General features: G+C 69.4%; 19 protein-coding genes and 1 pseudogene. 6 read left to right on the top strand and 14 right to left on the bottom strand.

Annotated elements, in window-relative coordinates; genetic code table 11:
* Nucleotides 1–7 precede the first annotated feature (7 nt).
* The 9 genes from ACFY9S_RS31895 to ACFY9S_RS31855 form a co-directional block, all read right to left on the bottom strand.
* On the bottom strand, nt 8–256 hold the full coding sequence (locus ACFY9S_RS31895) for a 4Fe-4S domain-containing protein (protein WP_391135248.1): 249 nt from the start codon (nt 254–256) through the stop codon (nt 8–10).
* Nucleotides 246–1,625, bottom strand: coding sequence for a phenylacetate--CoA ligase family protein (locus tag ACFY9S_RS31890; RefSeq protein WP_391135245.1), 1,380 nt, complete (start codon nt 1,623–1,625; stop codon nt 246–248). Before ACFY9S_RS31890 ends, ACFY9S_RS31895 begins: the two co-directional genes overlap by 11 nt.
* Nucleotides 1,622–2,608 (bottom strand): DUF4872 domain-containing protein, encoded by a 987-nt coding sequence (locus tag ACFY9S_RS31885; protein ID WP_391135243.1) that lies wholly within the window; start codon nt 2,606–2,608, stop codon nt 1,622–1,624. Before ACFY9S_RS31885 ends, ACFY9S_RS31890 begins: the two co-directional genes overlap by 4 nt.
* Nucleotides 2,595–3,272 (bottom strand): hypothetical protein, encoded by a 678-nt coding sequence (locus tag ACFY9S_RS31880; protein WP_391135241.1) that lies wholly within the window; start codon nt 3,270–3,272, stop codon nt 2,595–2,597. Before ACFY9S_RS31880 ends, ACFY9S_RS31885 begins: the two co-directional genes overlap by 14 nt.
* Nucleotides 3,269–3,958: a methyltransferase domain-containing protein gene (locus ACFY9S_RS31875; RefSeq protein WP_391135238.1), complete on the bottom strand. Its 690-nt coding sequence runs from the start codon at nt 3,956–3,958 to the stop codon at nt 3,269–3,271. Before ACFY9S_RS31875 ends, ACFY9S_RS31880 begins: the two co-directional genes overlap by 4 nt.
* Complete coding sequence (locus tag ACFY9S_RS31870) at nt 3,951–6,023, bottom strand: molybdopterin-dependent oxidoreductase (protein WP_391135235.1); 2,073 nt, start codon at nt 6,021–6,023, stop codon at nt 3,951–3,953. Before ACFY9S_RS31870 ends, ACFY9S_RS31875 begins: the two co-directional genes overlap by 8 nt.
* Nucleotides 6,020–7,057: a BtrH N-terminal domain-containing protein gene (locus ACFY9S_RS31865; protein WP_391135232.1), complete on the bottom strand. Its 1,038-nt coding sequence runs from the start codon at nt 7,055–7,057 to the stop codon at nt 6,020–6,022. Before ACFY9S_RS31865 ends, ACFY9S_RS31870 begins: the two co-directional genes overlap by 4 nt.
* Nucleotides 7,058–7,104: 47 nt before the next feature.
* Nucleotides 7,105–8,376, bottom strand: coding sequence for a TrpB-like pyridoxal phosphate-dependent enzyme (locus ACFY9S_RS31860; RefSeq protein ID WP_391135229.1), 1,272 nt, complete (start codon nt 8,374–8,376; stop codon nt 7,105–7,107).
* 406 nt (nt 8,377–8,782) lie between these two features.
* Nucleotides 8,783–9,829 (bottom strand): ParB N-terminal domain-containing protein, encoded by a 1,047-nt coding sequence (locus ACFY9S_RS31855; protein WP_391135226.1) that lies wholly within the window; start codon nt 9,827–9,829, stop codon nt 8,783–8,785.
* 712 nt (nt 9,830–10,541) lie between these two features.
* On the opposite strand from ACFY9S_RS31855, the gene ACFY9S_RS31850 reads away from it, so the two are divergent.
* Together ACFY9S_RS31850 and ACFY9S_RS31845 are read left to right on the top strand one after the other, a co-directional pair.
* Nucleotides 10,542–11,372 carry a DUF2182 domain-containing protein gene (locus ACFY9S_RS31850; RefSeq protein ID WP_391135223.1) on the top strand — a complete coding sequence of 277 codons (831 nt, stop codon included), beginning with the start codon at nt 10,542–10,544 and terminating at the stop codon, nt 11,370–11,372.
* A gap of 110 nt (nt 11,373–11,482) precedes the next feature.
* Entirely contained in the window at nt 11,483–12,139 is a 657-nt protein-coding gene (locus tag ACFY9S_RS31845; protein ID WP_391135220.1) for a DUF1326 domain-containing protein, read from the top strand.
* A gap of 114 nt (nt 12,140–12,253) precedes the next feature.
* On the opposite strand, the gene ACFY9S_RS31840 is transcribed toward ACFY9S_RS31845, so the two are convergent.
* The gene (locus ACFY9S_RS31840) at nt 12,254–13,363 is read right to left on the bottom strand and encodes a hypothetical protein (protein ID WP_391135217.1); all 1,110 of its coding nucleotides are present in this window, start codon (nt 13,361–13,363) and stop codon (nt 12,254–12,256) included.
* A gap of 122 nt (nt 13,364–13,485) precedes the next feature.
* Here ACFY9S_RS31840 and ACFY9S_RS31835 point away from each other — a divergent pair, with 122 nt between their 5' ends.
* A complete protein-coding gene (locus ACFY9S_RS31835) occupies nt 13,486–14,793 on the top strand; it encodes an MFS transporter (protein WP_391135214.1) in 1,308 nt (435 codons plus the stop codon).
* Nucleotides 14,794–14,863: 70 nt separating this feature from the next.
* A pseudogene (locus tag ACFY9S_RS31830) lies at nt 14,864–15,724 on the top strand (LLM class flavin-dependent oxidoreductase); the annotation flags it as partial.
* Nucleotides 15,725–15,743: 19 nt separating this feature from the next.
* Here ACFY9S_RS31830 and ACFY9S_RS31825 read toward each other — a convergent pair.
* The 3 genes from ACFY9S_RS31825 to ACFY9S_RS31815 form a co-directional block, all read right to left on the bottom strand.
* A complete protein-coding gene (locus ACFY9S_RS31825; protein WP_391135212.1) occupies nt 15,744–16,376 on the bottom strand; it encodes an HAD-IA family hydrolase in 633 nt (210 codons plus the stop codon).
* 40 nt (nt 16,377–16,416) lie between these two features.
* Nucleotides 16,417–17,250: an NAD(P)H-binding protein gene (locus tag ACFY9S_RS31820; protein WP_391135209.1), complete on the bottom strand. Its 834-nt coding sequence runs from the start codon at nt 17,248–17,250 to the stop codon at nt 16,417–16,419.
* 215 nt (nt 17,251–17,465) lie between these two features.
* A complete protein-coding gene (locus ACFY9S_RS31815) occupies nt 17,466–17,801 on the bottom strand; it encodes a VOC family protein (protein WP_391135206.1) in 336 nt (111 codons plus the stop codon).
* Here ACFY9S_RS31815 and ACFY9S_RS31810 point away from each other — a divergent pair.
* On the top strand, nt 17,800–17,994 hold the full coding sequence (locus tag ACFY9S_RS31810) for a hypothetical protein (RefSeq protein WP_391135203.1): 195 nt from the start codon (nt 17,800–17,802) through the stop codon (nt 17,992–17,994). The two genes, ACFY9S_RS31815 and ACFY9S_RS31810, sit on opposite strands and share 2 nt — an antisense overlap.
* A 58-nt stretch (nt 17,995–18,052) precedes the next feature.
* Here the strand turns inward: ACFY9S_RS31810 and ACFY9S_RS31805 are convergent, their stop codons facing one another.
* On the bottom strand, nt 18,053–20,479 hold the full coding sequence (locus ACFY9S_RS31805; RefSeq protein ID WP_391135200.1) for a SpoIIE family protein phosphatase: 2,427 nt from the start codon (nt 20,477–20,479) through the stop codon (nt 18,053–18,055).
* Between the two features lie 204 nt (nt 20,480–20,683).
* On the opposite strand from ACFY9S_RS31805, the gene ACFY9S_RS31800 reads away from it, so the two are divergent.
* Nucleotides 20,684–22,144, top strand: a complete 1,461-nt coding sequence (locus ACFY9S_RS31800; protein WP_391135197.1) for an aldehyde dehydrogenase family protein — start codon at nt 20,684–20,686, stop codon at nt 22,142–22,144.
* Nucleotides 22,145–22,223: the final 79 nt, after the last annotated feature.

The following is a 22,223-nucleotide window of genomic DNA, read 5'->3' as shown; positions in this document are numbered from 1 at the left end:
AGCGCCATCACTCCCCGCTAGGTGCCGCTGAGTACCGGATCGATTCGGTGGGGCAGGATTCGAATGCGTCGAGGACCCGCTCCAGTTCGTCGGGTGTCTCGGGTTGTTTGCACACGTAGTGGACGTCGTTGTCGAGGTCGGCGTCGAAGTTGTCGGGCGCCAGGTCGTTGCAGAGCTTGCAGTCGATGCACGTGTCATCGATCTCGAAGCGCCCGTCGACCGGCATGCGCGTGGGAAGCGGCAGTTCAACCCTCACCGGCGGCCCCTCCTCCCCCGTAGGCACTGAAGTTGCGCATCGTCGGTTTGGCCGAGGTCCGCAGCGCCGTCTCGAACCGCTCGGTGTCCAGCGGCCGGAATCGCGCGGACGCTCCGAGACGGTCGCGGACACCGGCCGCGATCGAGGCCCGGGTCGCGTCGTCGGCGTCCGACGGCGGCAGGGCGATCTCCAGGACGTCCCCGTCGATGTCGAAGGCGAAGTAGTACGGCCCGGCGGTCATGGCGCCGAGGACGATGTCCTCGATCTCCAGCTGGGACGTCCAGCGGTCACCGACCGGGATCCGGTCACCGATCCGGCCGCGATGCTGCAGCCTGCGCAGCGGGGATCCGCAGCCGCACGGCGCCGCCTCGATCCGGCACACGTCACCGGTGCGGTAGCGCAGCAGCGGCATGGCCCGGCTCGCCAGCGTCGTCACGGCCAGCTCACCGACGGAGCCGTCCGGCAGCCGCTCGCCGGATCCCGGATCGACCACCTCGAAGAACGTCCGTGTCTCGACCAGGTGCAGCTCACGCTCGCGGCAGAACATGGCCAGCGTGTTGGTCTCGGTCATGCCGAACATCGAGTAGGCGACGGCGTCCCACTGATCGGCCAGGCGCCGCTTCTTGGCCGCAGAGGCGCCCTCGCCCGCCATGAGGATCTTCGTGACCGCGAGGTCGCGCCGCGGGTCGATGCCGCGGCGGCGGGCGATCTCGCCGAGGAACAGGGCGCGCGTTCCGGAGCACACCAGGGTGGTCGCGCCCGAACGCAGCAGGGCGTCGACCATCCGGTCCGGGGTGCAGGACGGGGAGGCCGCGCCGAGCGGCACGATGGTGCACCCGAGGATCTCTATGGCGCGGTCGAGGTCCTGGCCCACCCCGGCCAGTTCGTAGGGGACGGCGATGGCGGCGACGTCCCGCTGGTCCAGCACCGCTGCCAGCAGCCCGGCGACGGTGAGGTTGTTCTCCAGCCAGTCCGCCATGGTGAAGAACGCCGCGATCGGGCGCCCGTTGCCGGTACCGGAGCTCTCGTCGAACCGGATCACCTCCCGCCGCGGCACGGCGAGCATGCCGAGCGGGTAGGCGGCGGAGAGGTGTTCTCGCGTCGTGAAGGGGAGGGCCTCGAACGCGTGCGGGCGGCCCTGTACGACCGCCCGGGCGGCCTCGGCCGGGACGAGGCCGGCGTAGAACGGCGAGTTGCGGCAGGCGTGTTCCACGGTCGCGGCGAGCGCCTCGGCGGCCCACGCGTCGAGCGCCTTCCGGTCCAGTGACGTGACGGCGGCGACCTTCCGCGCGATGTCGACGCGGGAGACGAGGGTGTCGCGCAGCCTGCTGCGCGGGTCGTGCCCGGTCGGCCGGGCGAGGGTGGTCATCGGGACGCCTCCTCCAGCCGGGTCATCGCCGTGCGCTCCTCGGCCGCCAGGGCGTCGACGATGGCCGCGGCCTCGTCGAGTGATCGCCGGGCACCGGCGTCGTCGGCCTCGCGCAGCAGGTCCGCCACGTCCGTCCAGCGCCTGGCGATGCGGCGGTACTCGACGGCGGCCGCGTCGTAGGCCTCGATGCCGGTCAGTTCGTGCGCCTCTTCGAGGAACTGCGCCCACAGCGTCCGGAAGAGTCCGCCGCCCGTGCCGCCTTCCTCCATGCTGGTGCCGACGAGGCCCATCGCCTCGACGGGTCGGTCGAGCCGGTCGTGCCATCCACGCATGAGCGAGGCGGTCTTCGCGATGCCCTTGAATCCCATGTTGGTGATCGGCGGACTGAGGAACTCCTGTGCGGTGGCCAGGATCGAGGTCTGGCAGGCCTTCGCGAGGATCGACTCGTCGTATCCGCGCGGGTCCACCCGGACCGACAGGTTGCGTGAGGACATCGGTCCCTTGGCGGACCGGGCCCGGGCCAGGCTCTCCCGCGACGTCGACTGAACGCCGAGTGAGCGGGTCTCGACGACGACGAACCTGTCGTCCTCGTATCCGATGCAGGCGACGTAGTGTGCGGCGAAGTGGTGGTTCTCCCGCGCGTAGTCGAGGTGGTAGCGGTCGAGCTTGAGCCCCACGACGTCGCCTTCGTCGAGGGCGTTGATCAGGGTGGCTTCGGCCTTCGCCGGTGAGGACGTCTCCTGCGCTCCCAGCTGGAGCGATAGCGCGCCTGCCACGTTGCGCATCAGGTGGTCGGGCTTGACCCGGCCGGCGAGGAACGGGTTGGGCATCTGTTTGGAGTGCCAGTACAGGAACGACAGACCTTGTCCCAGCCCGAAGATCAGCGGCTCGCTCAGCTCGATGTCGTGGTTGCGGAGCATGTTGAGCAGCGCGGTGGATTCGCAGTGGTCACCGGAGTACGGCGAGATGTCAATGACCGCCATCGCCGTGCCCCGTTCCGCCGCGCGGCGCCTCGTGGACGATCTCCAGCACGGACCCGCTGTCGTTGTTGCGCAGGTGCCCGTAGGTGTGGCCGAGTTCGTCCGCCTCGGTGAACGCGATGTTCTCCAGGTGGTCGACATCGCGGTCGAGGACGTCCAGGAGGTAGCGGACGTCGGCGTCGGTGTGCACGTCGATGGCGACGTGCGACATGAGACGTCCGCGTTCGTCGGCGGAACGGTCCGCCCAGGGGCCGAACCGGCGGCACGCGAACATCTCGATGACGCGTCCGTCGGCGAGGGTGATCGAGTTCCACCATCCCGGCGTTCCGTACTGCCGGGGCGAGATGTACGACGGCCCCATCTCGACGGTGGTGATCCCGCCGGAGGCCCGGAGGTCGTTCAGGTAGGCGTTCCAGCCGAACACCTGGTCGTCGCTGTCGTAGTCGCCCATGTAGACGCCGACGTGGTTGACTCCGGCGAACTTCTCGACGACGTGGCCGGGTGCGTATCCGCACCAGGCCGACAGGTACTGCCCGCAGTCCAGGTTCCGCCAGGTACTCGACGTCTGCAGGAGTTCTTCCCAGGAGCGGTCGAAGCCGTGGCGGTCGGGGAAGCGCCCGTCGCGCGTGGCGGTGATGGCCGGTGAACTTCCCGCGAGTGCGTTCATGGCGCTTCCTTCCTGCCCGTGATGACGATCCCCATCTGCACTTGCGTCACGACGGCCGTGTCGAGCGCGGTGCCTCGCAGCAGTTCCTCGATCTCGCTCTTGACGTACGAGGACCGGATCGAGGTGCGGAAGCCGGGGCGCATGTCGGCCGCGATGTTCGCCTTCATGAACTGGAACGTCGTCCGGTCGACGTCCCGGCGCAGGTCGGAGACGCAGTAGCGGCCACCCGGCCTGAGCACGCGGTGCATTTCCGTGAGGGCGGTCGCCGGATCGGCCCATTCGTGCAGTGAGGACGCGCTGATGACGTGATCGAAGCGGTGGTCCTCGAACGGCAGGGCCAGCACGGTGCCGCATTCGTAGGCGCAGCGCTCGGCGACGCCGTATCCGGCGGCGTTGGCGCTCGCCCGCCGGAGCATCGCCGGTGAGATGTCGAGGCCGACGAGCCTGGCGGAGTCATCGGCCTGGGTGAGCCATTCCAGGCCCAGGTAGCCGGGTCCGCATCCCAGCTCCAGGACTTCCCCGGAGCGGATGTCCGCCGCCAGGATGTCGTCGATCTTCTCCTGGAGCCAGCCGTTGTCCCGGATGTGGCGTTGCATCTCGTCGTACTTGAGGGCCAGTTCGTCGCCCTGGAGGCCCTCGTCGGTTTCCGGCACCCGGGCGGCGACGGTGCCCCGCGCGCTAGCCACGGTCCGGCTCCGGTCGCCGTATTCCCACTGCTACACCTCTCATCGTCGCGCTCCCCATGTGCACGTCGGAACGGTCGTTGGTCGTCAGGAGATTGACCGAGGATCTGAGCGACTCGTCGGTCGAGGGCTCCCCCGGATACCACCAGCCGGCGTCCGCCATCACGACGTTCGGTGCGACGGAGTCGGAGATCTTGACCGTCATGCGCACCCCGCGCGCACCGGCCCGCGAGAAGAGGTCCACCTCTTCGCCGTCTGTCAGCCCCTCCCGCCGCGCGGTGTCTGGATGGACGGTCACCCGCGGCGTCGTCTGGCTGCGCGCGGTGGTCGGCAGTTGGTGGAACTCGGTGTTGTAGAACTGGCGCGGATGGGCGCTGGTCATCACGTACGGCAGGGCCGGGTCCGCCTCCGGTGGGCACCGGAAGACGGGGAACGGCTCGTAGTCCATGGCCCGCAGCCCGTTGTTCATGAGGTTCACGCGTCCGGACCGGGTCCCGAATCCGCCGTCGCGGTATTTGCGGTACCGCTTCTCGTTCCGGATGTAGCCGATCTTCGTGAACTGTTCCCAGGTGAGGTCGATGCCGGCCAGCTTGGCGTCGAGAGCGGCTTCCAGCGAGGGATAGAAGTGCCGTTCCAGGCCGAGCCGGGCGGCGAGTTCGAGGATGATCTCCTCGTCCGAGCGGCAGCCGCCGACCGTGGCGATCTTCTGCCGGGCGGCGATGTAGGAGTTGAACTCGACGATCTGGTCCCGCTCCAGCCAGCTGGAGGTCGGCAGGATCACGTCGGCGTGCCGGGCGGTCGGCGTCATGAACAGGTCGCACACGACGAGCAGGTCCAGCTTGCCGATCGCCTCGCGGACCAGCTCGGTGTTCTCGTGCGAGGCGAGGATGTTGCTGCCGAAGATCACCATCGAGGTGACCGGGTACGGAACCCCGGTCACGATGGCCTCGTGCAGGTCTCCCGGCGCGACCCAGCCGGACATCGAGAGGATCTTGTGCTTGTCGCCGCCGATCCGCTTCTTCGCCTGTTCCTCGGGCAGCAGGTCCGGGCGCGGGAAGGCACGCCGGCCCTCGATCGGCATCGGTTCCCAGATCACGTCGCCACCGGGAGCGTCGATGTTGCCGCAGATGGCGGCGAGGATGGCGATCGCGCGGTGGGTGTCGAAGGAGTTCTCGTTCTGCGACAGACCGGTTCCGGCCTCTATGCACGCCCGTGACGCGAGGGCGTAGGTGCGGGTCGCCTCGTGGATGAGCCCGGGTGTGAGTCCGGTGATCCGCGCGACCCGCTCGGTGTCGTACGCCTTCACGTGTTCGGTGAGTTCGGCGAACCCGGAGGTGTGCGCGGCGACGAAGTCGTGGTCGTACCAGCCCTCGTCGATGACGATCTTGATCATGCCGAGTGCCAGTGCGCAGTCGGTTCCGGGCTGGACCGGCAGGTGCAGGGCGGACCGGGCCGCGGTCTGTGTCCGTCGCGGATCGACGGTGACGACGCGGCTGCCCCGTTCCATGGCGCGCAGCAGCTTGACGCCGATCACGCCGTCCGAGTGGGTGCTGGGCTTGTTGCTGCCCCAGAGCAGGACCACCTCGGGATCGCCGTCGTAGTCGCAGAACGTGAAGGCGCCGTACGTCATGATCGAGGCCATGACCCGCGGGTAGAAGCACACGTGGGCCGGGCCGACGACGTTCGGCGTCCCGATCGCGTTCGCGAGCCGGAACACCCACTCCTGGTAGTTGCGGTCGGTCCCCTGGCCGAGGACGACGGACTCGGGCCCGTGCCGGCCGATGGTCGCGGCGAGTTCGCCGGCGATCCGGTCGAGGGCGGCTTCCCAGCTGACCGGTTCGAACGTCCCGGAGCCGCGCGGACCGGTCCGTACCAGCGGTGTCGTGAGCCGGTCCGGGCTGCGCAGCAGGTCGAGCGACGCCTTGCCCTTGATGCAGAAGTAGCCCTCGCTCGTCGGGTTGTCCGGGTCTCCGTGGATGTCGGTGGGAACGCCGTCCACGAGTTCGACGATGGCGCCGCATCCGCCGTGGCACATACGGCAGACGGACTTCAGCCGGGTGACGGTCAAACCGGCTCACCCGCCCGCTTGGCGGCCGGCACGAGCAGCTTTTCGAAGACGGCCTGTTCGGCGTCGGCGATCGCGTCCAGCCGGGCCGCGACGGCTTCGAGCTGCTTTCGCCCGTCGTCCGCGCCGCGGTAGGCCATCAGCATGTCGATGACCTCGTCCCACTGGTGCTGCACTTCGCCGAAGTCGCGGACGAACGGGTCGAGTTCACCGTCGCCGTACAGCTGCCGCGCCTCGATGAGGAACGCACGGTAGAGCTTCCGGAAGTTCGCTCCCCCGGTTCCCGCGAAGCGCCAGAAGCGGCCGACGCCTTGCACCATCTCGTCCGCGGGGGCGAGTGTGTCGCTCCATCCGGCGATCTCGGAAGCTGCCCGCCGCAGGGCGCCGATGCCGTGTCGCGGTCCGCGGTCACCGGTCATCCGCTCGGCGGTCAGCCGGATGGCGTTCCAGATCCCCTCGCGCAGGACGGCGTCGGTGTCGGTGGTCAGCCGTGCCGGCAACTGCTCGATGTACAGGTGCAGATGGGGTGATGGCATGAATCCTTCGCGGGAGGCGCGGGCGCGGCGCAGTGACTCGGTCGGAAGTGTCTGCGCGCCGCCCTGCTGACCGGTGTCGACCACGTGGGCGAGGGAGTCGTCGAGCCCGTACAGGGCGATGTAGTGCGATGCGAAGTGGCTACGGGACGAGAAGTAGTCGAGGTGGAAGATGTCGACGGACATGCCCACGACGTGTCCCGCGTCGAGGAGCTCCACCGCCGCGGCGAAGGCCGATTCCGGGTCGGGTGGTTGCGCTTGGTGAAGTTCCACACCCAGGGCCGAGCAGGCGTTGCGGGACACCAGGGCGGGCTCGATCCGGCCGGTGAGCATCGGCGCACCGCGTCCAGGGTCCGGAGCATCCCAGTACTGGAAGTCGATCCCCTGGCCGAGGCCGAACAGCATGGGTTCGGATATGCCGGCGCCGGCATGGTGGATCATGTTCCTGAGGGTGGTCGTCTCGCAATGATCGCCGAGCTGGGGCTGAAATGTCGCCAAGCGCATGTGGCTTCCCAATCGCAAGGTGCAAGATGCCGTGAACGATGGTGCGGCTATGCGTCGAGCAGGACTTCGCCGTATCCCTGCAGGTCGAGGAAGCCTGAGCCGCTGGCCAGGACCACGATGACCGGTTCGAGATTCTGCGCGTCGGCCTTGGCCACTACGTCCAGGGCCGCGGCGACCGCGTGGCCGGCCTCGGGGGCGAGCAGCAGGCCCTCGGTCTGCAGCAGGAGCCGGCCTGCCTCCAGCGCTGTCCGCTGGTCGAAGGCGACGGCGTCCAGGACTCCCTCCCGTCGCAGCAGGCTGACCAGGGCGGAGCTGTGGTGGTTGCGCAGGCCACCGACGTGGTTCGGCGGTGGGATGAAGCTCTCCCCCATCGTGTAGCCGAGTACCTCAGGCGTGAATCCGCCCAGGTCGGTGCGACCGTACTCGTAGACGCCCTGAGTGAGCCGGGGCGCCGCCGTGGATTCCGCGGCCAGGAAGCGCAGATCGGCTCCTTCGGCCCTGGCCCGCAGGTGGGGGCCGATGAGACCGCAGAGGTTGCTTCCGCCTCCCGAGCACGCGATGAGGTGGTCGCCGCGCCCGTCAACGCCCAGGTCCTCGCCATGGATTTCCCTGAGCTGCTTGGCCACCTCCAGTCCGAGCAGCGTCTGATGGAGGTACACGTGCGGCATCCCGCTGCCGGCGAGATAGGCGGCTGAGGGCTTGCCCAGGGCATGCTCGATCGCGTCGCTGATCGCGGTGCCGAGACTGCCGGGGTGGTCCGGGACTTCCCCGAGGATCTTCCGCCCGATCGCCGTGTGAGTCGACGGCGACGGCCGGACCTCGGCTCCCAGGAGCTCCATGTAGTGACGCCGGTAGGGCTTCTGGTCGAGCGAGCACCTGACCATGAAGATCTCGGCCCGCAGACCGAACATCTTCGCCGCCAGGGCGACACTCATGCCCCACTGGCCCGCTCCGGTCTCGGTGACGAGGGTGGTCCGCCCTTCCTCGGCCGCGTAGTACGCCTGGGCTATGGCGGTGTTCAGCTTGAAGCTGCCGCTGGGAAGGACGTCTTCACGCTTGAGGTAGATCCTCGCGCCCGTTCCGAGGTGCTTCTCCAGCCGGCGTGCCCGGTGCAGCGGTGTCGGCCTGCCGCATTGCCGCAGCCGCTCCACGACCGGTTCGGGTATCGCGACCCATTGCCCGTCAGGAGCGTTCTGCTCGATGAGAACTCGAGGCCGGACCTGTGCGGATATCTCCGCGGCGGTAGGGATTCCGGAGTCCCTGACCACGGGCATAGGGCCGGGCAGGTCTCCCAGGAAGTTGTACCAATGGGTCGGCATTTCCGGTAATTCCACATCGCTACGAATACCGGGTTGAGGCACGGGCGATTGCTCATGCCCAACACGGCTTGGGCTATACGAAGTCACGTTCCCCCCGCTCCCCCGCTTCACATTGTGTGCGTCATCGTACGAAGCGATCGAGCGCCGCGCAACCGTTTGAACCTCAGGTCGAAACTTCAACAATTGCATCTTTCATCGGGTGGGTCAGTTCCGGTTGATCAGCTTCCGGAAACCACCGGCAGGAACTCCATCGAAACAGACGTCGACATGGTGGAAGTGTTGCCGAATACGGCAACCCCGCGTATTGCGGCAAGTTCGCAAGGAGCAGGAAGGCGATGTCGACGGATTCAACCGGGGCGCCGAAACAAAGGCATTGGAAACGAGTCCGTCTGAAAGCGGCCGGACGCTACACGTCAGCGTCCCGGGAATTCATTCGCTCCGTCAAGGATTCCGCCAGGAGCTGCCAGCTCTCGGCGTGGTGCCGTGCCAGCTCGGCGATCAGGGGCGCGCAGTGGATCGGGAGGCTGCTCGCCATCGCCGCCCACTCGTGCGGCTGCGGGGCCGAGGGGTCCAGTGTCCGCAGCAGCTTGCGGCCCACCTCGGTGAAGCGAAGTGAGGGATCGGCCCGCAACCGCCGGACCGCCGGCGCGGGGTCTGTGCTCACCGGCTGCTCCCTGGGACGTTTCCCGATCGGGGGCCGGCCGACGGCCTCGCGCTCCTGGGCCGGCCCGGGGTTCTGCTGCACCGTCGCCTGCGGCTCTTCCCGAACGGTGCGCGCCCGCTTTCGCGCGTCCTTCGCCGTGGTGAGCGAAATGTGGGCGACGCGCGCCACCTCCTGCGCGGACGCGTCGGGATGCGCGGCGAGGTACGTCAGGGCGCGCCTGCGGCCTTCGCCCGCCGCGAGCGGGTAGGCCACCCCGTCACGCCCGAGTCGTACGGCGGTCGGGTGCGGAAGTTCCGCACCCGACCGCCGCCTGAGCGCTGCGATCGTCTTGTCCGACAGGCCTACGACCCCCGCCAGCCGCCGGTTGGACCACTCCGGGAAATCGGCGAGCATGTGGAGGGCGGCGGCCTTGCGGTCGGCCGGGGAGAGCGGCAGTCCGTGGTTGCTGTTCAGCTTGACCGCGAGCACGAAGGCTTCTCGCTCGTCGCCGTTGAAGAGCACGGCACTGATGTGCGTGGCACCGCTGTTCTCCACCGCCCTGAGCCGGTGCACACCGTCGATGACGGTCATCGTCCTGCGGTGAATAACGATCGGCGGCAGTGCGGAGCACACCTCGGCGAGCGCATTGATGTGCCGTGGATCCTCCCCGACGGTGCGGAGTGAGCCCACGACCACGATGCGGCTGATCGGTACCCGGGTGATCTCCGATAAGAGTCCGCCGAAGTAGGAATCCGGGTGACGGAAGTGTTGTCGTATCGGATTCTGTACGGATGCGGAGACACCGTCCATCGCTCTTCCTCCCCAGTGGGCCTACCGGCTGGCGTGAGATTCATCCGGAGCGGATGGCGTCAGGCAGCGGGGCCGGCCACCGGCCGTGGACAGAAAGAGCTTTCATGGGCCATCGGAAAGATGTACAACATCGAGTCTCCCCCGTGACGCAATGCCGAGAACCGACTCCCGAACCCTGTCAGGAGTATGGAGTTGGCGCAAGGGCTCTGCATGTCGACCCAGTTGGGGAAGTAGATCATTCCTCGAATGTTGATTAGGCAACGACTGGAGTGCAAAGCTCTCCCGTAGACGGAATGATCTGCTCCTCGTAGGCGGACTTGGAATATCCTCGCTGATGAACGCATGATCCGAATGGGTCGTCGGGATCACACGGCCCGTTCTCTTGGCCGGCGTGAAGAGCAAAGACGAGAAGTCCGGGTATGCCGCCTGCGACTGGACTGTTGCGTTCTCTGCATGCCGAGTCCGGATCCGCTCCTGGGGCAGGAGTGCGGGGAACGACGCGTGCGTCGGGGTTGAACGATCCAACGAGGAGCGGTTGGCCGCGATCGTCCCACAGTTCGCGACGACCACGGACTTTCCCCCGGTCGCCGGGCGCGGTCGCCACCGTGCCACCGTGCCACCGCATGCGTACCGGCTGTCGGCGCGAGAAAGGTCGGAGTCGCGGGCGCGGCGGGGGCGTGCTGTCCTGGGACAGTACGCAGGGAGTGCACCGATGCGGCATCTCCGGACTTCCGTCCTCCTCTCCGCCAGGTCGCCCGCGCCCACCGGAGCGGGCGGAGGGCTGATGCCGGCGCGGGAACTCGTGGTCGCCTGGTCCCTGGTCGTCCTGATCGCCGTGCCCGCCTGGGTGCTGACCGTCGCGCAGGCCCGGGACATGGGAGCCGAACCCGGCACGATGGGGCTGGCACTGCCGCTGTTCCTGCTGCTCTGGGTCACGATGATGGCGGCCATGATGCTGCCCTCCATGGCACCGGTCGCCCTCACCTGGGTGCGGGGGATCGGGCGGCAGACGTCCGGGTGGAGCCGGGCGGGGCGCACCGTGGAGTTCCTGGTCGGGTACCTGCTGGTGTGGACGGCCTTCGGGCTGCTCGCCCACGTGGCTCTGAACCTCACCGGCAACCTGGTGGGCGATCATCCGGCGGCGGGACGCTGGATCGGCTCGGTCGCCTTCCTGGTGGCGGGCCTCTATCAGCTGGGCCCCCTCAAGAACGTCTGTCTGCGGCACTGCCGTGACCCCATGGGTCAGCTGGTGCGCTACTCCGGGTTCCGGCAGCCGGCCCGCGATCTGCGGGTGGGCCTCCACCACGGCGCCTACTGCGTCGGCTGCTGCGCGGGACTGATGGTCGTCCTCATACCGCTCGGAGTGATGAACGTGGCGGCGATGGCCGGACTGGCGGTTGTGATCTTCGTGGAGAAGCTGTGGTCCAGGGGGCCGCTGCTGGCGGGAGTGGTGGGTGTTGTCTTCCTCGTCCTCGCGGCGCTGGCGCCGTTCCAGGACTCGCTGGGGCTGCAGGAATCTGCGCCGTCGATGGACGACATGTGAGTGTCCGCGGCAAGCTGGAAGAAAGGCCGCTTCGCGATCCGCGTGCGGCTCGGGACGTGCGGTCTCGCCATTCCGGAGGAGCTCCCCCGGCTCGACGGGAGGGAAGCGAGATGACGGAACAGGACGGCACCGGGACCCGCTGGCATCTGGCCGGCGACTGGTTCGACGTGTGCAAATGCGCCATACCGTGCCCCTGCACGTTCGCGCAGCCCCCGACCTACGGTGACTGCGAAGGCGTGCTGGTCTGGCACATCCGTGCGGGCAACTACGGCGACGTACGCCTCGACGGTCTCAACGTCCTGATGCTGGGCGCCTTCGTGGGCAACGTGTGGGCCGGCGAGCACACCGACGCGTACGCCGCGGTCTTCCTCGACGAACGAGCCGACGACCGGCAGCGCGCCGCGCTCGGGACGGTGTTCGGCGGCGAGGCAGGAGGCTGGCCGGCACAGTTCGGCCAGATGCTCCGGCCCGAGATGCGCGGCATGGACTTCGCGCCGATCCGCGTGAAGATCGACGAGGATCTGGCCACCTGGAGAGCCGAGATCCCCGGCCGGGTCACCGCCACCGCCGAAGCGCTCACCGGCCCGACGACATCGGAAGGGACCCGCGTCCAGGTCCACAACGCCCCGGGCGCCGAGGTCGGGCCGGGCCAGGTCGCCACCTGGGGGCGGGCCACCGCCGACAGGGCCGACGCGTTCGGCTTCTCCTGGGAACGCTCGGGGAAGTCGAGCAAGTACTTCCCCTTCGACTGGACAGGACCCGACTGAGCGCAGAGGCCGACCAGCACCGGACGGTGGGGTGTCGGCGGTCCCTCGCCTACGCGGCCGACGCGTGGGGCCGCACGTCCGAACAACACGACCGGCCCCCACGCCGTCCCCGCTCTACGCCGACCCGGCGTCGCTCATCGCCGCGCCGCCGAAGAAGCCGTTCATGAGCTTGTCCAGGTCGAGCTTCGTGGCACCGGCCGGAGCAGTGGGCTTGATGCCCTCGCGCATCCGCAGGGTCAGGCCCAGCTTCTTGACCTTGGCGCTCTCGGCCAGCTCGGCGAGGTCCACCTCCACTTGGGACAGCTCGCCGTTCTTCAGCGTGAAGTCCGCCGTCACCTTGGCGTCGGGAGCCTCCTTCAGGTCCTTGTCCGTCGGCAGTTCCACGCCCGGCGGCAGGTCCTTCACCAGCGGGCGGATCTCGCCGAACAGTTCGGTGACCAGCGTGCGCAAGGGGGCCGTCGCCGTGACGTGCTCGGTGCCGTTCCCGCCGTCGGCCGTCTTGAACTTCACCTCACGGGCGATGACCCCCCGGAGGGCCTTCACGAGCTTCTTCTGCGTCTTGGCGTCGAGGGACGGCGCGGGCGCGGGACCGCCCCTGGCCTTCCGGCTCTCGCCGGTGACCTTCTCCATCTCCTTGGTGTTGATCTTCACCCACTTGCCCTCGATGACGTCCTTCATCGCCCCGGCCTCCGGGGGCAGATCGTCTGCGTCCGGCAGAGGGCTGCCCGCCATCTCGCCCATCGCGGCCATGTCGGCACGGACGTAGGTGAAGTCACCGATCACCCGGTACTCGGCGAGTTCGCCGTCCGGGGTGCTGACCTTCAGGGCCGTGCCGAGGAGGTCCTTCTCACCGGACTCGTCGAGCGGCTTCTTCGACTGCACGGTCACAGTGATCTTCGCACCACTGAGCAACTCGGCGACGTGTTCCGGGATCTCGTCACCGGGCGCGGGGTCGGACTTGGCGTCCAGCGCCTTCAAGGACGCGACGTCCGTGTCCAGGTCGAGCTCGAAGGAGAGTGTCTTCTTCTTGCCGAGCTCCTCGAAGGCCCGGTCGAGCTTCTGGCCGGCGGAGAGCTGCTCCACCGTTCCGCAGGCGGCCGCGCCCGCGAGTACGGCACCGACGACGGCGGTGGCGATCAGGGTCTTGCGTATGGGGTTGATGATGGTCTCCTCGTGGCTTCGATCACGACGTGATCGATCAGAAGACTCGCAACGCGCCCACACGGTTGTGCCGTACAGGTGACGAGTGCTCAGGGAGCGGGGGCGCCCCACACCGAAGCACCTGGGACACCAGGCGCCGGAGCGGCTACGGCTGCCCACCGTGGGCGGATGCGGTGGCCCACGGCATGATGCCTCGGGTGGACGCGAGGAATGACACGTCGGACCGGCCCCGACCGCGTTGGGGAGTCTTCAGCCAACCGGATTTTCGCCTGCTCTGGGTGGGCGAAACCGTGAGTGGCTTGGGCAACAGCATCACCGTGGTGGCCTTGCCCTTGATCGCGGTCGTGGGGCTGGACGCCGGCTCCACCGCTGTCGGCCTGCTCACCGCGGCGGTGTGGCTGCCGTGGCTGCTCGTGGGTCTCCCGGTAGGGGCATGGGTGGACCGGAGGCGTAAACGACCACTGATGACGGCGTGTGACGTGACAGCCGCCGCGGCGCTGGTGAGCGTCCCGTCGGCGGCGTGGCTCGGCGCGCTGACCTTTGGGCAACTGGTCGTCGTCGCGTTGGTCTGCGGTACGGCGTCGGTGTGTTTCAGCACCGCCTACCACTCGTACATCCGCGTCGTTCTCGATGGCCGCGACCTCCTGGAGGGCAACGCCAAGTTGCAGGGCAGCGAGGCCGCCACCCAGATCGCCGGACCGGGAGTGGCAGGGCTCCTGGCCCAGGCACTCGGCGCGGTCACCGCGCTCGTGGCCGACGCCGTGACGTTCCTGGTCTCGGCGGTCTGCTTGCAGCGGATCAGCGTCGTCGAGCCGGACAGTGCTCCGGAAGAGGCACGTGCCTCTCTCCGGGGGCAGATCGCGGAAGGGCTCCGCTTCGTCGGCCGGGACCGGTACCTGCGGCCGATGGTCACCTGGGGCGCCGTGATCAACATGGCGCTGATGGGCTATCAGGCGGTCCAGGTCGCCTTCCTGGTCCGCACGATCGGGCTGAACGCGGGCCTGGTCGGGCTGCTGCTCACCAGCGGCAGCACCGGTGGCATCGTCGGCGCGCTGGTGGCCACCCGTCTCACCCGGCGTTTCGGCACGGCGCGAGGGCTGCTTCTCCTGCAGCTCGCCACCTCGCCGTTCGTGCTGCTGCTGCCGATGACCACGGCAGGGCCGGGGCTGCTGCTGTTCGCGACGGGGTCCTTCCTCGTAGGGATCGGGGTCTCCGTGGCCAACATCGTGGTGGGCACCTTCCGGCAGACCTACTGCCCGCCGCACATGCTCGGCCGGGTCGTGGCGACCGCCATGATGATCAACCACAGCACCATCCCGCTCGGATCCCTGCTGGGCGGCATGCTGGGGGATGCCGTCGGGTACCGGCCGGCCATGTGGATCATGACCGGTGTCGTCGCGCCCTCCTGGCTCATCCTCGCCATGAGCCCGATGCGCCGCATGCGTGATCTTCCGCGGACCGGGAAGCCGGAGCGGGCCCACCTCAGGGGCTGAATTCCCTTTCACGCGGCTCCTGGTGACGCATCCGATGGTGTCCTCGCCGCCCACCGCACATCCTGCTGGAATGCGCTTCTCCATCAACATCCCCAACTTCGGGGACTTCGCGGACCCGCGGAACGTCGCGACCGTCGCGGCTGCCGCCGAGCAGGCCGGCTGGGACGGGCTCTTCGTCTGGGACCATGTGCTGCACCGGCATCACCAGGGCCGTCCTTTCGCGGACCCGTGGATGCTGTTGACCGCGGCGGCGCTGGCGACCTCACGCATTCGGCTGGGCACCTTGCTGACGCCGGTCCCCCGCTACCGTCCGCAGCAACTCGCCCGCCAAGTCGCCACCCTGGACCGGCTCAGCGGCGGCCGGGGGACCTTCGCCGCAGGTCTGGGCGGTCCGGTCGAGGACGAGTACCACAGTTTCGGCGACACCGCCGACCCGCGCCGGCTCGCCGAGCGCCTGGACGAGGGGCTGGAGCTGCTGAGGCGCTTCTGGACCGGCGAACCGGTGAACCACCACGGCCGGCACTACGCGGCCGAGAACGTGACGCTGCTGCCCGCCACCGTGCAACAGCCGGGCCCACCGGTGTGGATCGGCGGATTCTGGCCACGCCGCCCGCCCATGCGGCGGGCAGCCCGCTGGGACGGCGCGGTACCGCTCTTCGAGACGGCCCGGCATGGTCACGTGCCGGATGTGGCCGAAGTCCGAGAGGTGGCCGCATACCTGCGCGAGCACCGGCAGGCCGGCAGCGAGCGCCCCTTCGAGTTGGTGCTGGGCGGCGCCACACCCCAGGACGCGGCCAAGGCCAGGGACGTCATCGGTCCGCTGCGCGACGCGGGCGCGACCTGGTGGGACGAGCGGCAGGTCCAGACCGGCCCCGATCTGGACCGACTGCCACCGGTACTGCGCCGCACGGAGGCCGGCCCACCTGCACTTCAGGTGATCTTGTGCGGCCTCAATCCTCAAGGGCGAACGCCAGCACCCTGCGCAGATCCTCCGGCTCGCGATAGTGCACACCCGTCATGCCCAGCGCCACAGCGGCCTCGACGTTCTCCAGCCGGTCGTCGACGAAGAGGCAACGCTCGACACCGGTCTCCGCTCGCGCGGCGGCGATTTCGTAGATCTCGCGGTCGGGCTTGGCCACTCCGACCCGGGCACTGCTGACGACATGGTCCGCCAGGTCGGACAGTCCCAGGGATTCGAGGTCGCTCTCCAGCTCCAGGGTCGCGTTGGTGACCAGGACGAGCGGCATGTGTTCCCGTATCCGGCGAAGCATCGTGACCACCACGTCGTCAGCCCGGAAGGGCGCCTCGGCCAGTGCCGTTCCCAGCTCACGGGCCTGCGGCTCCGAGACCGCAGAGACCAGACCCCGCACGATGGTCTCCACCCACTCCTCCTTGCCGATCTTTCCGAGGAGCAGCGGCAGGTCCGTCTCCGGCGCATAGGCCACCCTCGTGGTGGTCCCCTCGGCCAATCCGGCCAGCTGTTCCAGCCCCGCCAACCGGGTCAGGTCATAGAACCGGATCACGTTGTCGAGGTCGCACAGCACCGCGTCGAACGGCCGGCCACAGGGTTTGATCAGCGTCATCGCCCTTGAATAGCACAGGGACTCCTACCGGCCGGCCGGCTCAGCGGAACCTGTGGGCATTCTCCGCGGCCCACCGCCGGAACGGCCTGGCGGGGGAACCGGTGATCTGCGGCACCGTGTCGCGCACTGCCAGCAGTTCGTCATTGACGTCTCCGCCCGTGACATCGAGCACCGCGTCCGCGGCCTCCTCCCCGAAGACCGCGGCCATCCCACGACGGGCCTCCCGCCGGCTGATCTCGATGAACGGCACATCCCGCCCGAGCACTGCCGCGATGGCATCGACCTGCTGCCGGGCGGTCACCGGCTCCGGACCGGTCAGGGCGTACGTCCGCCCCCGGTGGCCGGGTTCGGTCAGCGCGGCCCGCGCCACCGAGGCGATATCCGCGGGGTGGATCGTGGGCAGCCCGGTGTCCGCATACGGCGCGCGGACCGCCACACGGTCCCGAATCGGCCCGGCCCACATCAAGGCGTTCGAGGCGAACTGCGTCGGCCGGAGGATCGTCCAGTCCATGCCGCTGTCCTTGAGCAGCCGCTCGACCGCCAGGTTGTCGGCGGCGGGACCCAGGTGCGGATGGGTCTGGACGGTGATGGACGACACCAGCACCACGTGCTCCACACCCGCCTGCCGGGCCGCCGCGAGGATGTCCGCGTCCGGGCCCGTACGCGACAGGAGGAACAGCGAGCGCACCCCGCCCAGAGCGGGCCTCAACGTCTCCGCCACCGCGAAGTCCCCCTCCACGGCCTCGACTTCCTCGGGGAACGCCGCCCGTGAAGCGTCACGGGTGAACGCTCTCACCGGCCCCGCACCGCATGCGTGCAACTCCCTCAGCAGCGCACTGCCGATATGTCCGGTGGCTCCGGTCACGAGGATCATGAGCGCGTTCTCCCGCCGTCAGAGATCAACTCCCGGACACGCTAGAAGCTCAATCGGACTTCAGGTCAAGGAGGCGGGCGCCCGTCCCGTACCGGCATCCCAACTCATCGACACATCAATGGGTGTGAGGGCCGACGGCTTTCAACCGGCCCGAGTCCGCCTTGGGTTGATCGAGCCGCCGCCCAGTCGGTGCGCCGAGGACCGGTCCCGGGCCGTCACCGACGGGCCGTGTCCTGCTGTGCGTCACCCGTTGCCCCCGGGAAGAAGTCGGCGCCTTGGACGTACGCCATCGCTGCGGTCCACTTCGGGTCGTGGAGGCGGCGTTCCATCTCCTCCGGGCTGACGTCCTCCACCCGCGTCTGGAGCCACCACAGGTTGCCCAGCGGGTCGCGTACCCGCCCGATTCGGTCGCCGAAGAACAGATGCGTCACCTCGGTGACGGACGTGCCGCCGGCCGCGACGGCCCTGCGGTGCGCGGCATCGGCGTCCTCCACGTAGAGACGCAGGAAGGCGGGCGTCGGCGGCCAGTTGGGCGGTGCGTCGAAGGGCATGACGACCGAGCCCGATCCGCACCTCCGCGTGCCCGATCCGGCCGTCCTCGCCGACGACGCAAGCGATCTCCTCGGCGTCGAACGCCTCCTTCAGATAGTCGATCAGCCCGGCCGTGTCGCGCGAGATGATCCAGGGCGTGACGGTGTGGTAGCCGTCCGGGATCGGTTTCACGGTCATCCGCTTTCCTCCTGAGTGGGTGCTGCTCCTTCCGAAGCTATGGGGGCAGTAGGTCAGGTCCTGACCTACAGGTTCAGTCGTCGGGAAGTGACTGCTCCGCCCAGATGACCTTGCCGTTGGGTATCTGACGGCTGCCCCAGCCCTGGGTGAGCTGGGCGACGAGAAGCAGGCCGCGTCCGCCTTCGTCGAAGGTGCGGGCCCGGCGCAGATGGGGTGCGGTCGTGCTGCCGTCGGAGACTTCGCAGATGAGGGTGCGGTCGTAGATCAGTCTGAGCTCGATGGGCGGGCGGCCGTAGCGGATGGCGTTGGTCACCAGTTCGCTGACGACCAGCTCGGTGACGAACACCGCGTCGTCCAGGTTCCACGCGGCCAGTTGCCGGCAGGCGGCTTTGCGCATCTCGGCGACCGCGGCGGGATCCGGCGACACCGGCCAGGTCGCCACGTGGGAAGCGTCGAGGGCTCGCGTCCTCGCGACGAGGAGCGCCACGTCGTCGGAGGGGCGGTCCGTGAGGAGGTTGCTCAGCAGGGCGTCACAGGTGGCCTCCAGATCATGTGCCGGTCGCCGCAGCACCTGGCGCATGGCCGCGATTCCTTCGTCGATGTCACGGCCGCGGGTCTCCACGAGCCCGTCGGTGTAGAGGACGAGAAGGCTGCCCTCGGCCAGCTCCAGCTCGGTCGACTCGAAGGGCAGGCCGCCCAGGCCGAGAGGTGGCCCTGCTGGGACTTCGAGAAACTCGACGGTGCCGTCAGGTGTCACCAGGGCGGGCACGGGGTGGCCTGCCCGTGCGATGGTGCAGCGGCGGGAGACCGGGTCGTAGACGGCGTACAGACAGGTGGCGCCGATGGCCCCGTCGAGCTGCGCCGTGCTGTCCCGCCCGCCGGCCAGGCGGTTGACCTGGTCGTCGAGGTGGGTCAGCAACTCGTCGGGGGGCAGGTCGACATCGGCCAGTGTGCGCACGGCGGTGCGCAGCCGCCCCATGGTCGCCGAGGCCTGGATGCCGTGGCCCACGACGTCACCGACGACGAGAGCGACCCGGGCACCGGAGAGCGGTATGACGTCGAACCAGTCGCCGCCCACACCGGCCCGGGCGCTGGCGGGCAGATAGCGGGAGGCGACGTCCAAGGCCGCTTGCTCGGGGAGGTGTTGCGGCAGCAGGCTGTTCTGCAAGGTGAGCGAGGTGTCCCGCTCGCGGGTGTAGCGGCGGGCGTTGTCGATGCACACGGCGGCGCGGGCGGTGATCTCCTGACCGAGCAGCAGATCGTCCTGCTCGAAGCGCTGGGGCCGCTGATGGCGGGAGAACGTGGCCACTCCCAGGGTGAGACCACGTGCGCGCATGGGCACGGCCAGGACCGAGTGGAATCCGAACTGCCGCATGCGTGCGGCCCGTTGCGGGGCCGTCCGGTCCAGATCCTCCAGTGCGCGGGGGGTGATGTGCTCGATGACCGGCCGACCTTCCGCCAGGCAGCGTGCCGCTGTGGAACGCTCCGGGTAGTTCGCCACCGTCCCGAGCGGCACCACGGCTTCGGGGCAGCCCTCCAGTACCGACCGGGAGGCGACCCGGCGCATCATCACCGGACCGTGCGGAGGACCCTGCGGCGGGTCCTCGCCCCCTTCGATCGACGGCAGGAGGTCGACCGTGACGAAGTCCGCGAACCGGGGGACGGCCACGTCGGCGAGTTCCTGAGCGGTACGGGGCAGGTCCAGGGTGCTGCCGATCCGCAGGCTGGCGTCGTCCACCAGAACCAGTCGCTGCCGTGCGAGGAACTGCTCCGTGACGTCGTGCGCCGACAGCAGGACGCCTTCGAGTCGCCCGTCGGAGTCGCGCACCGGCACCAGGGACACCGACCACACGCTTTCCTGCTCCTGGCCTGCGAGGTGCAGCGCGGCTCCGAGTTCGTGGGGACGCCCGGTCCGCAACACGGTGCGCATGCCCTCCTCGGTCCGCTCGCTCTCCGGGTCGAGGACGATCTCCGTCACCCGAAGACCGCGCATCTCCGCCTCGGACAGGCCCATCACACGTTCCATGTCCCCGTTCGCCCAGCGCAACCGCAGTCCGGTGTCGTACAGGGCCATGGTGTAGGGAGCCTGCGCGAAACTGCGCCGCACGAACGCGTCGTCCAGCGGCGTAGGTGCCGGCCGGGCCGCCGGAGACACCAGGAGCCAGTCGTCGTCTCCGTCGCTCTCCCGGTGATGGGCCAGCAGGGCGACCCTGAGCCGGTGACCGTCCCGGTGCAGCAGGGTGGCGGTCCCGCTCCACCTCCGCAGGCCGGTCAGCGAGTCCGGCACGTGAGGGTGAGCGGTGTCCGCGAGAAGCCGGGCCCCACTCCTGCCGATCACTTCGGGGGCCCGGTACCCGAGCAGCCGCCGGGCCCCTTCGTTCCACGCGGTCACGACACCGCGGCCGTCGACGACGACCCTGGCCGTGGCCGCCTCGTCGACGCGTTCCGGCGACCCGTCGCCCGACGGGCCCTCGTCCCGGGCGGACGCGGATCCGATCATGACCTCATCCCGCCTCCCGCCTGGGGCCGTCCGCCGGGGTGCGCCCTGAACCCGAGGTGCGCCGCACCTTCACTTTTCATGACACTAGATAGCAAGCGTGACAGATGCGCGCGAACAGGTCCTCAGCAGGACGTGCTCCTCGTGGCGGGGCGGCGGTCCTCACGGCAGGGCGGCGGCATCGGTCCCGGACGGAGGGTGGCATCCATGGCTGTCATCGGCGAGAGGTGGCCGGACCGGGCCGAGTGGACCGGAAAGATCTACAGCTCGGGCTGGCGAGAATCCGAGGGCGGTACCCGTCAGGTGATCGAACCGGCGACCGGGGAGACACTGGCCGACGTCGGCATCGCGTCGCCCGCGGACGTCGCCCGGGCCGGCGCACGGGCCGCCGGGGCCGCCGGGGAGTGGGCCGCGACTGCTCCTTCTGATCGTGTCGAACTGCTGCTCAGGGCGTCCGGCGCCTTGCGGGAACGCAGCGACACCTTCCGCGAGTGGATCGTCCGGGAGTCGGCCGGCGTCCCCGCCAAGGGCGACTACGAGATCGCCGCCGCCCTCGCCCAGCTGACGCACGCCGCCGGACTCGCCTCGATGCCCCGGGGTGAGGTTCTGGCGCCGCAGGCCCCCGGTGGCACGAGTCTGGCGTGGCGGGTGCCGCTCGGTGTCGTCGGTGTCATCAATCCCTGGAACGCTCCGCTCCTGTTCGCGATGCGCGCGCTGGCGCCCGCGCTCGCGCTGGGCAACACCGTGCTGCTCAAACCCGACCCGCTCACGCCGGTGTCCGGGGGCGTCCTCGTCGCCCGGCTCTTCGAGGACGCCGGCCTGCCCGACGGGGTGCTGCACGTCCTGCCGGGCGGCGCTGAGACCGGGCAGGCGATCGCGGCGGACCCTCATGTCGCCATGGTCGTGTTCACCGGTTCCACGGCGGCCGGGCGCGCGGTGGCCCGTGTGGCGGGTGAAGGGCTGAAAAGGGTCCTGCTCGAGCTCGGCGGCAAGAACGCGCTCGTGGTGCTCGAGGACGCGGACGTGGAGGCGGCCGCCCTGGCCGGAGCGGTGAGCACCTTCGGGTACCAGGGGCAGGCATGCGTAGCGGCCGGCCGCCATCTGGTCCACACCGACCTGGTCGAGGCGTACACCGACGCTCTGGTCCGGCACGCGCGGGCCGTACGTGTCGGCGACCCCCGTGAGGAGGGTGTCGGCGTCGGCCCAGTCATCAGCGTGGGGCAGGCCGCCCGGATCGAGCGCATCGTCGACGAGAGCGTCGCCGCCGGGGCGCGGGTCCTCACGGGCGGCCGACGCGAGGGGTTCTTCTACCCGCCCACCGTCCTGGACCACGTCGACCGGGCCATGCCCGCGTACACGGAGGAGATCTTCGGTCCCGTCGCCCCCGTCGTGCCCTTCCGCAGCGACGCGGAGGCCGTCGAGATCGCCAACGACACCCCGTACGGTCTGGCGGCCGCCGTGCACTCCGGCTCCGTACCGAGGGCGAGGGCTGTCGCCGAGCAGCTGCGCACCGGCATGGTCCACATCAACGACGTCTCCGCCAAGGACGCCGCGAACGCCCCCTTCGGAGGCATGGGCGTCTCCGGCAACGGCGCCCGCATCGGCGGCACGGCCAGCCTGGAACAGTTCACCCAGTGGCGCTGGATGACGGCACCGGGACCGTCGTGACACCGGGCGCACTCCTCCGGGCGGCATCCCCGCCGGCCGCCCGCGCGGGGAACGGCCCGAAGCCCCTCCCCGAGGAAGG

It is taken from the genome of Streptomyces sp. NPDC012474 (assembly GCF_042955185.1).
Taxonomy (GTDB): domain Bacteria; phylum Actinomycetota; class Actinomycetes; order Streptomycetales; family Streptomycetaceae; genus Streptomyces; species Streptomyces cahuitamycinicus.
Note: the sequence above shows the minus strand (reverse complement) of the source record. Positions and strands in the feature narration are given on the sequence as shown.

What these genes read in the sequence shown, in the direction of transcription:
- ACFY9S_RS31890 (WP_391135245.1), bottom strand. Translation starts at nt 1,625, where the DNA reads ATGACCACCCTCGCCCGGCCGACCGGGCACGACCCGCGCAGCAGGCTG.
- ACFY9S_RS31885 (WP_391135243.1), bottom strand. Translation starts at nt 2,608, where the DNA reads ATGGCGGTCATTGACATCTCGCCGTACTCCGGTGACCACTGCGAATCC.
- ACFY9S_RS31880 (WP_391135241.1), bottom strand. Translation starts at nt 3,272, where the DNA reads ATGAACGCACTCGCGGGAAGTTCACCGGCCATCACCGCCACGCGCGAC.
- ACFY9S_RS31865 (WP_391135232.1), bottom strand. Translation starts at nt 7,057, where the DNA reads ATGCGCTTGGCGACATTTCAGCCCCAGCTCGGCGATCATTGCGAGACG.
- ACFY9S_RS31860 (WP_391135229.1), bottom strand. Translation starts at nt 8,376, where the DNA reads ATGCCGACCCATTGGTACAACTTCCTGGGAGACCTGCCCGGCCCTATG.
- ACFY9S_RS31855 (WP_391135226.1), bottom strand. Translation starts at nt 9,829, where the DNA reads ATGGACGGTGTCTCCGCATCCGTACAGAATCCGATACGACAACACTTC.
- ACFY9S_RS31850 (WP_391135223.1), top strand. Translation starts at nt 10,542, where the DNA reads ATGCGGCATCTCCGGACTTCCGTCCTCCTCTCCGCCAGGTCGCCCGCG.
- ACFY9S_RS31845 (WP_391135220.1), top strand. Translation starts at nt 11,483, where the DNA reads ATGACGGAACAGGACGGCACCGGGACCCGCTGGCATCTGGCCGGCGAC.
- ACFY9S_RS31835 (WP_391135214.1), top strand. Translation starts at nt 13,486, where the DNA reads ATGATGCCTCGGGTGGACGCGAGGAATGACACGTCGGACCGGCCCCGA.
- ACFY9S_RS31825 (WP_391135212.1), bottom strand. Translation starts at nt 16,376, where the DNA reads ATGACGCTGATCAAACCCTGTGGCCGGCCGTTCGACGCGGTGCTGTGC.
- ACFY9S_RS31820 (WP_391135209.1), bottom strand. Translation starts at nt 17,250, where the DNA reads ATGATCCTCGTGACCGGAGCCACCGGACATATCGGCAGTGCGCTGCTG.
- ACFY9S_RS31810 (WP_391135203.1), top strand. Translation starts at nt 17,800, where the DNA reads ATGACGACCGAGCCCGATCCGCACCTCCGCGTGCCCGATCCGGCCGTC.
- ACFY9S_RS31815 (WP_391135206.1), bottom strand. Translation starts at nt 17,801, where the DNA reads ATGCCCTTCGACGCACCGCCCAACTGGCCGCCGACGCCCGCCTTCCTG.
- ACFY9S_RS31805 (WP_391135200.1), bottom strand. Translation starts at nt 20,479, where the DNA reads ATGATCGGATCCGCGTCCGCCCGGGACGAGGGCCCGTCGGGCGACGGG.
- ACFY9S_RS31800 (WP_391135197.1), top strand. Translation starts at nt 20,684, where the DNA reads ATGGCTGTCATCGGCGAGAGGTGGCCGGACCGGGCCGAGTGGACCGGA.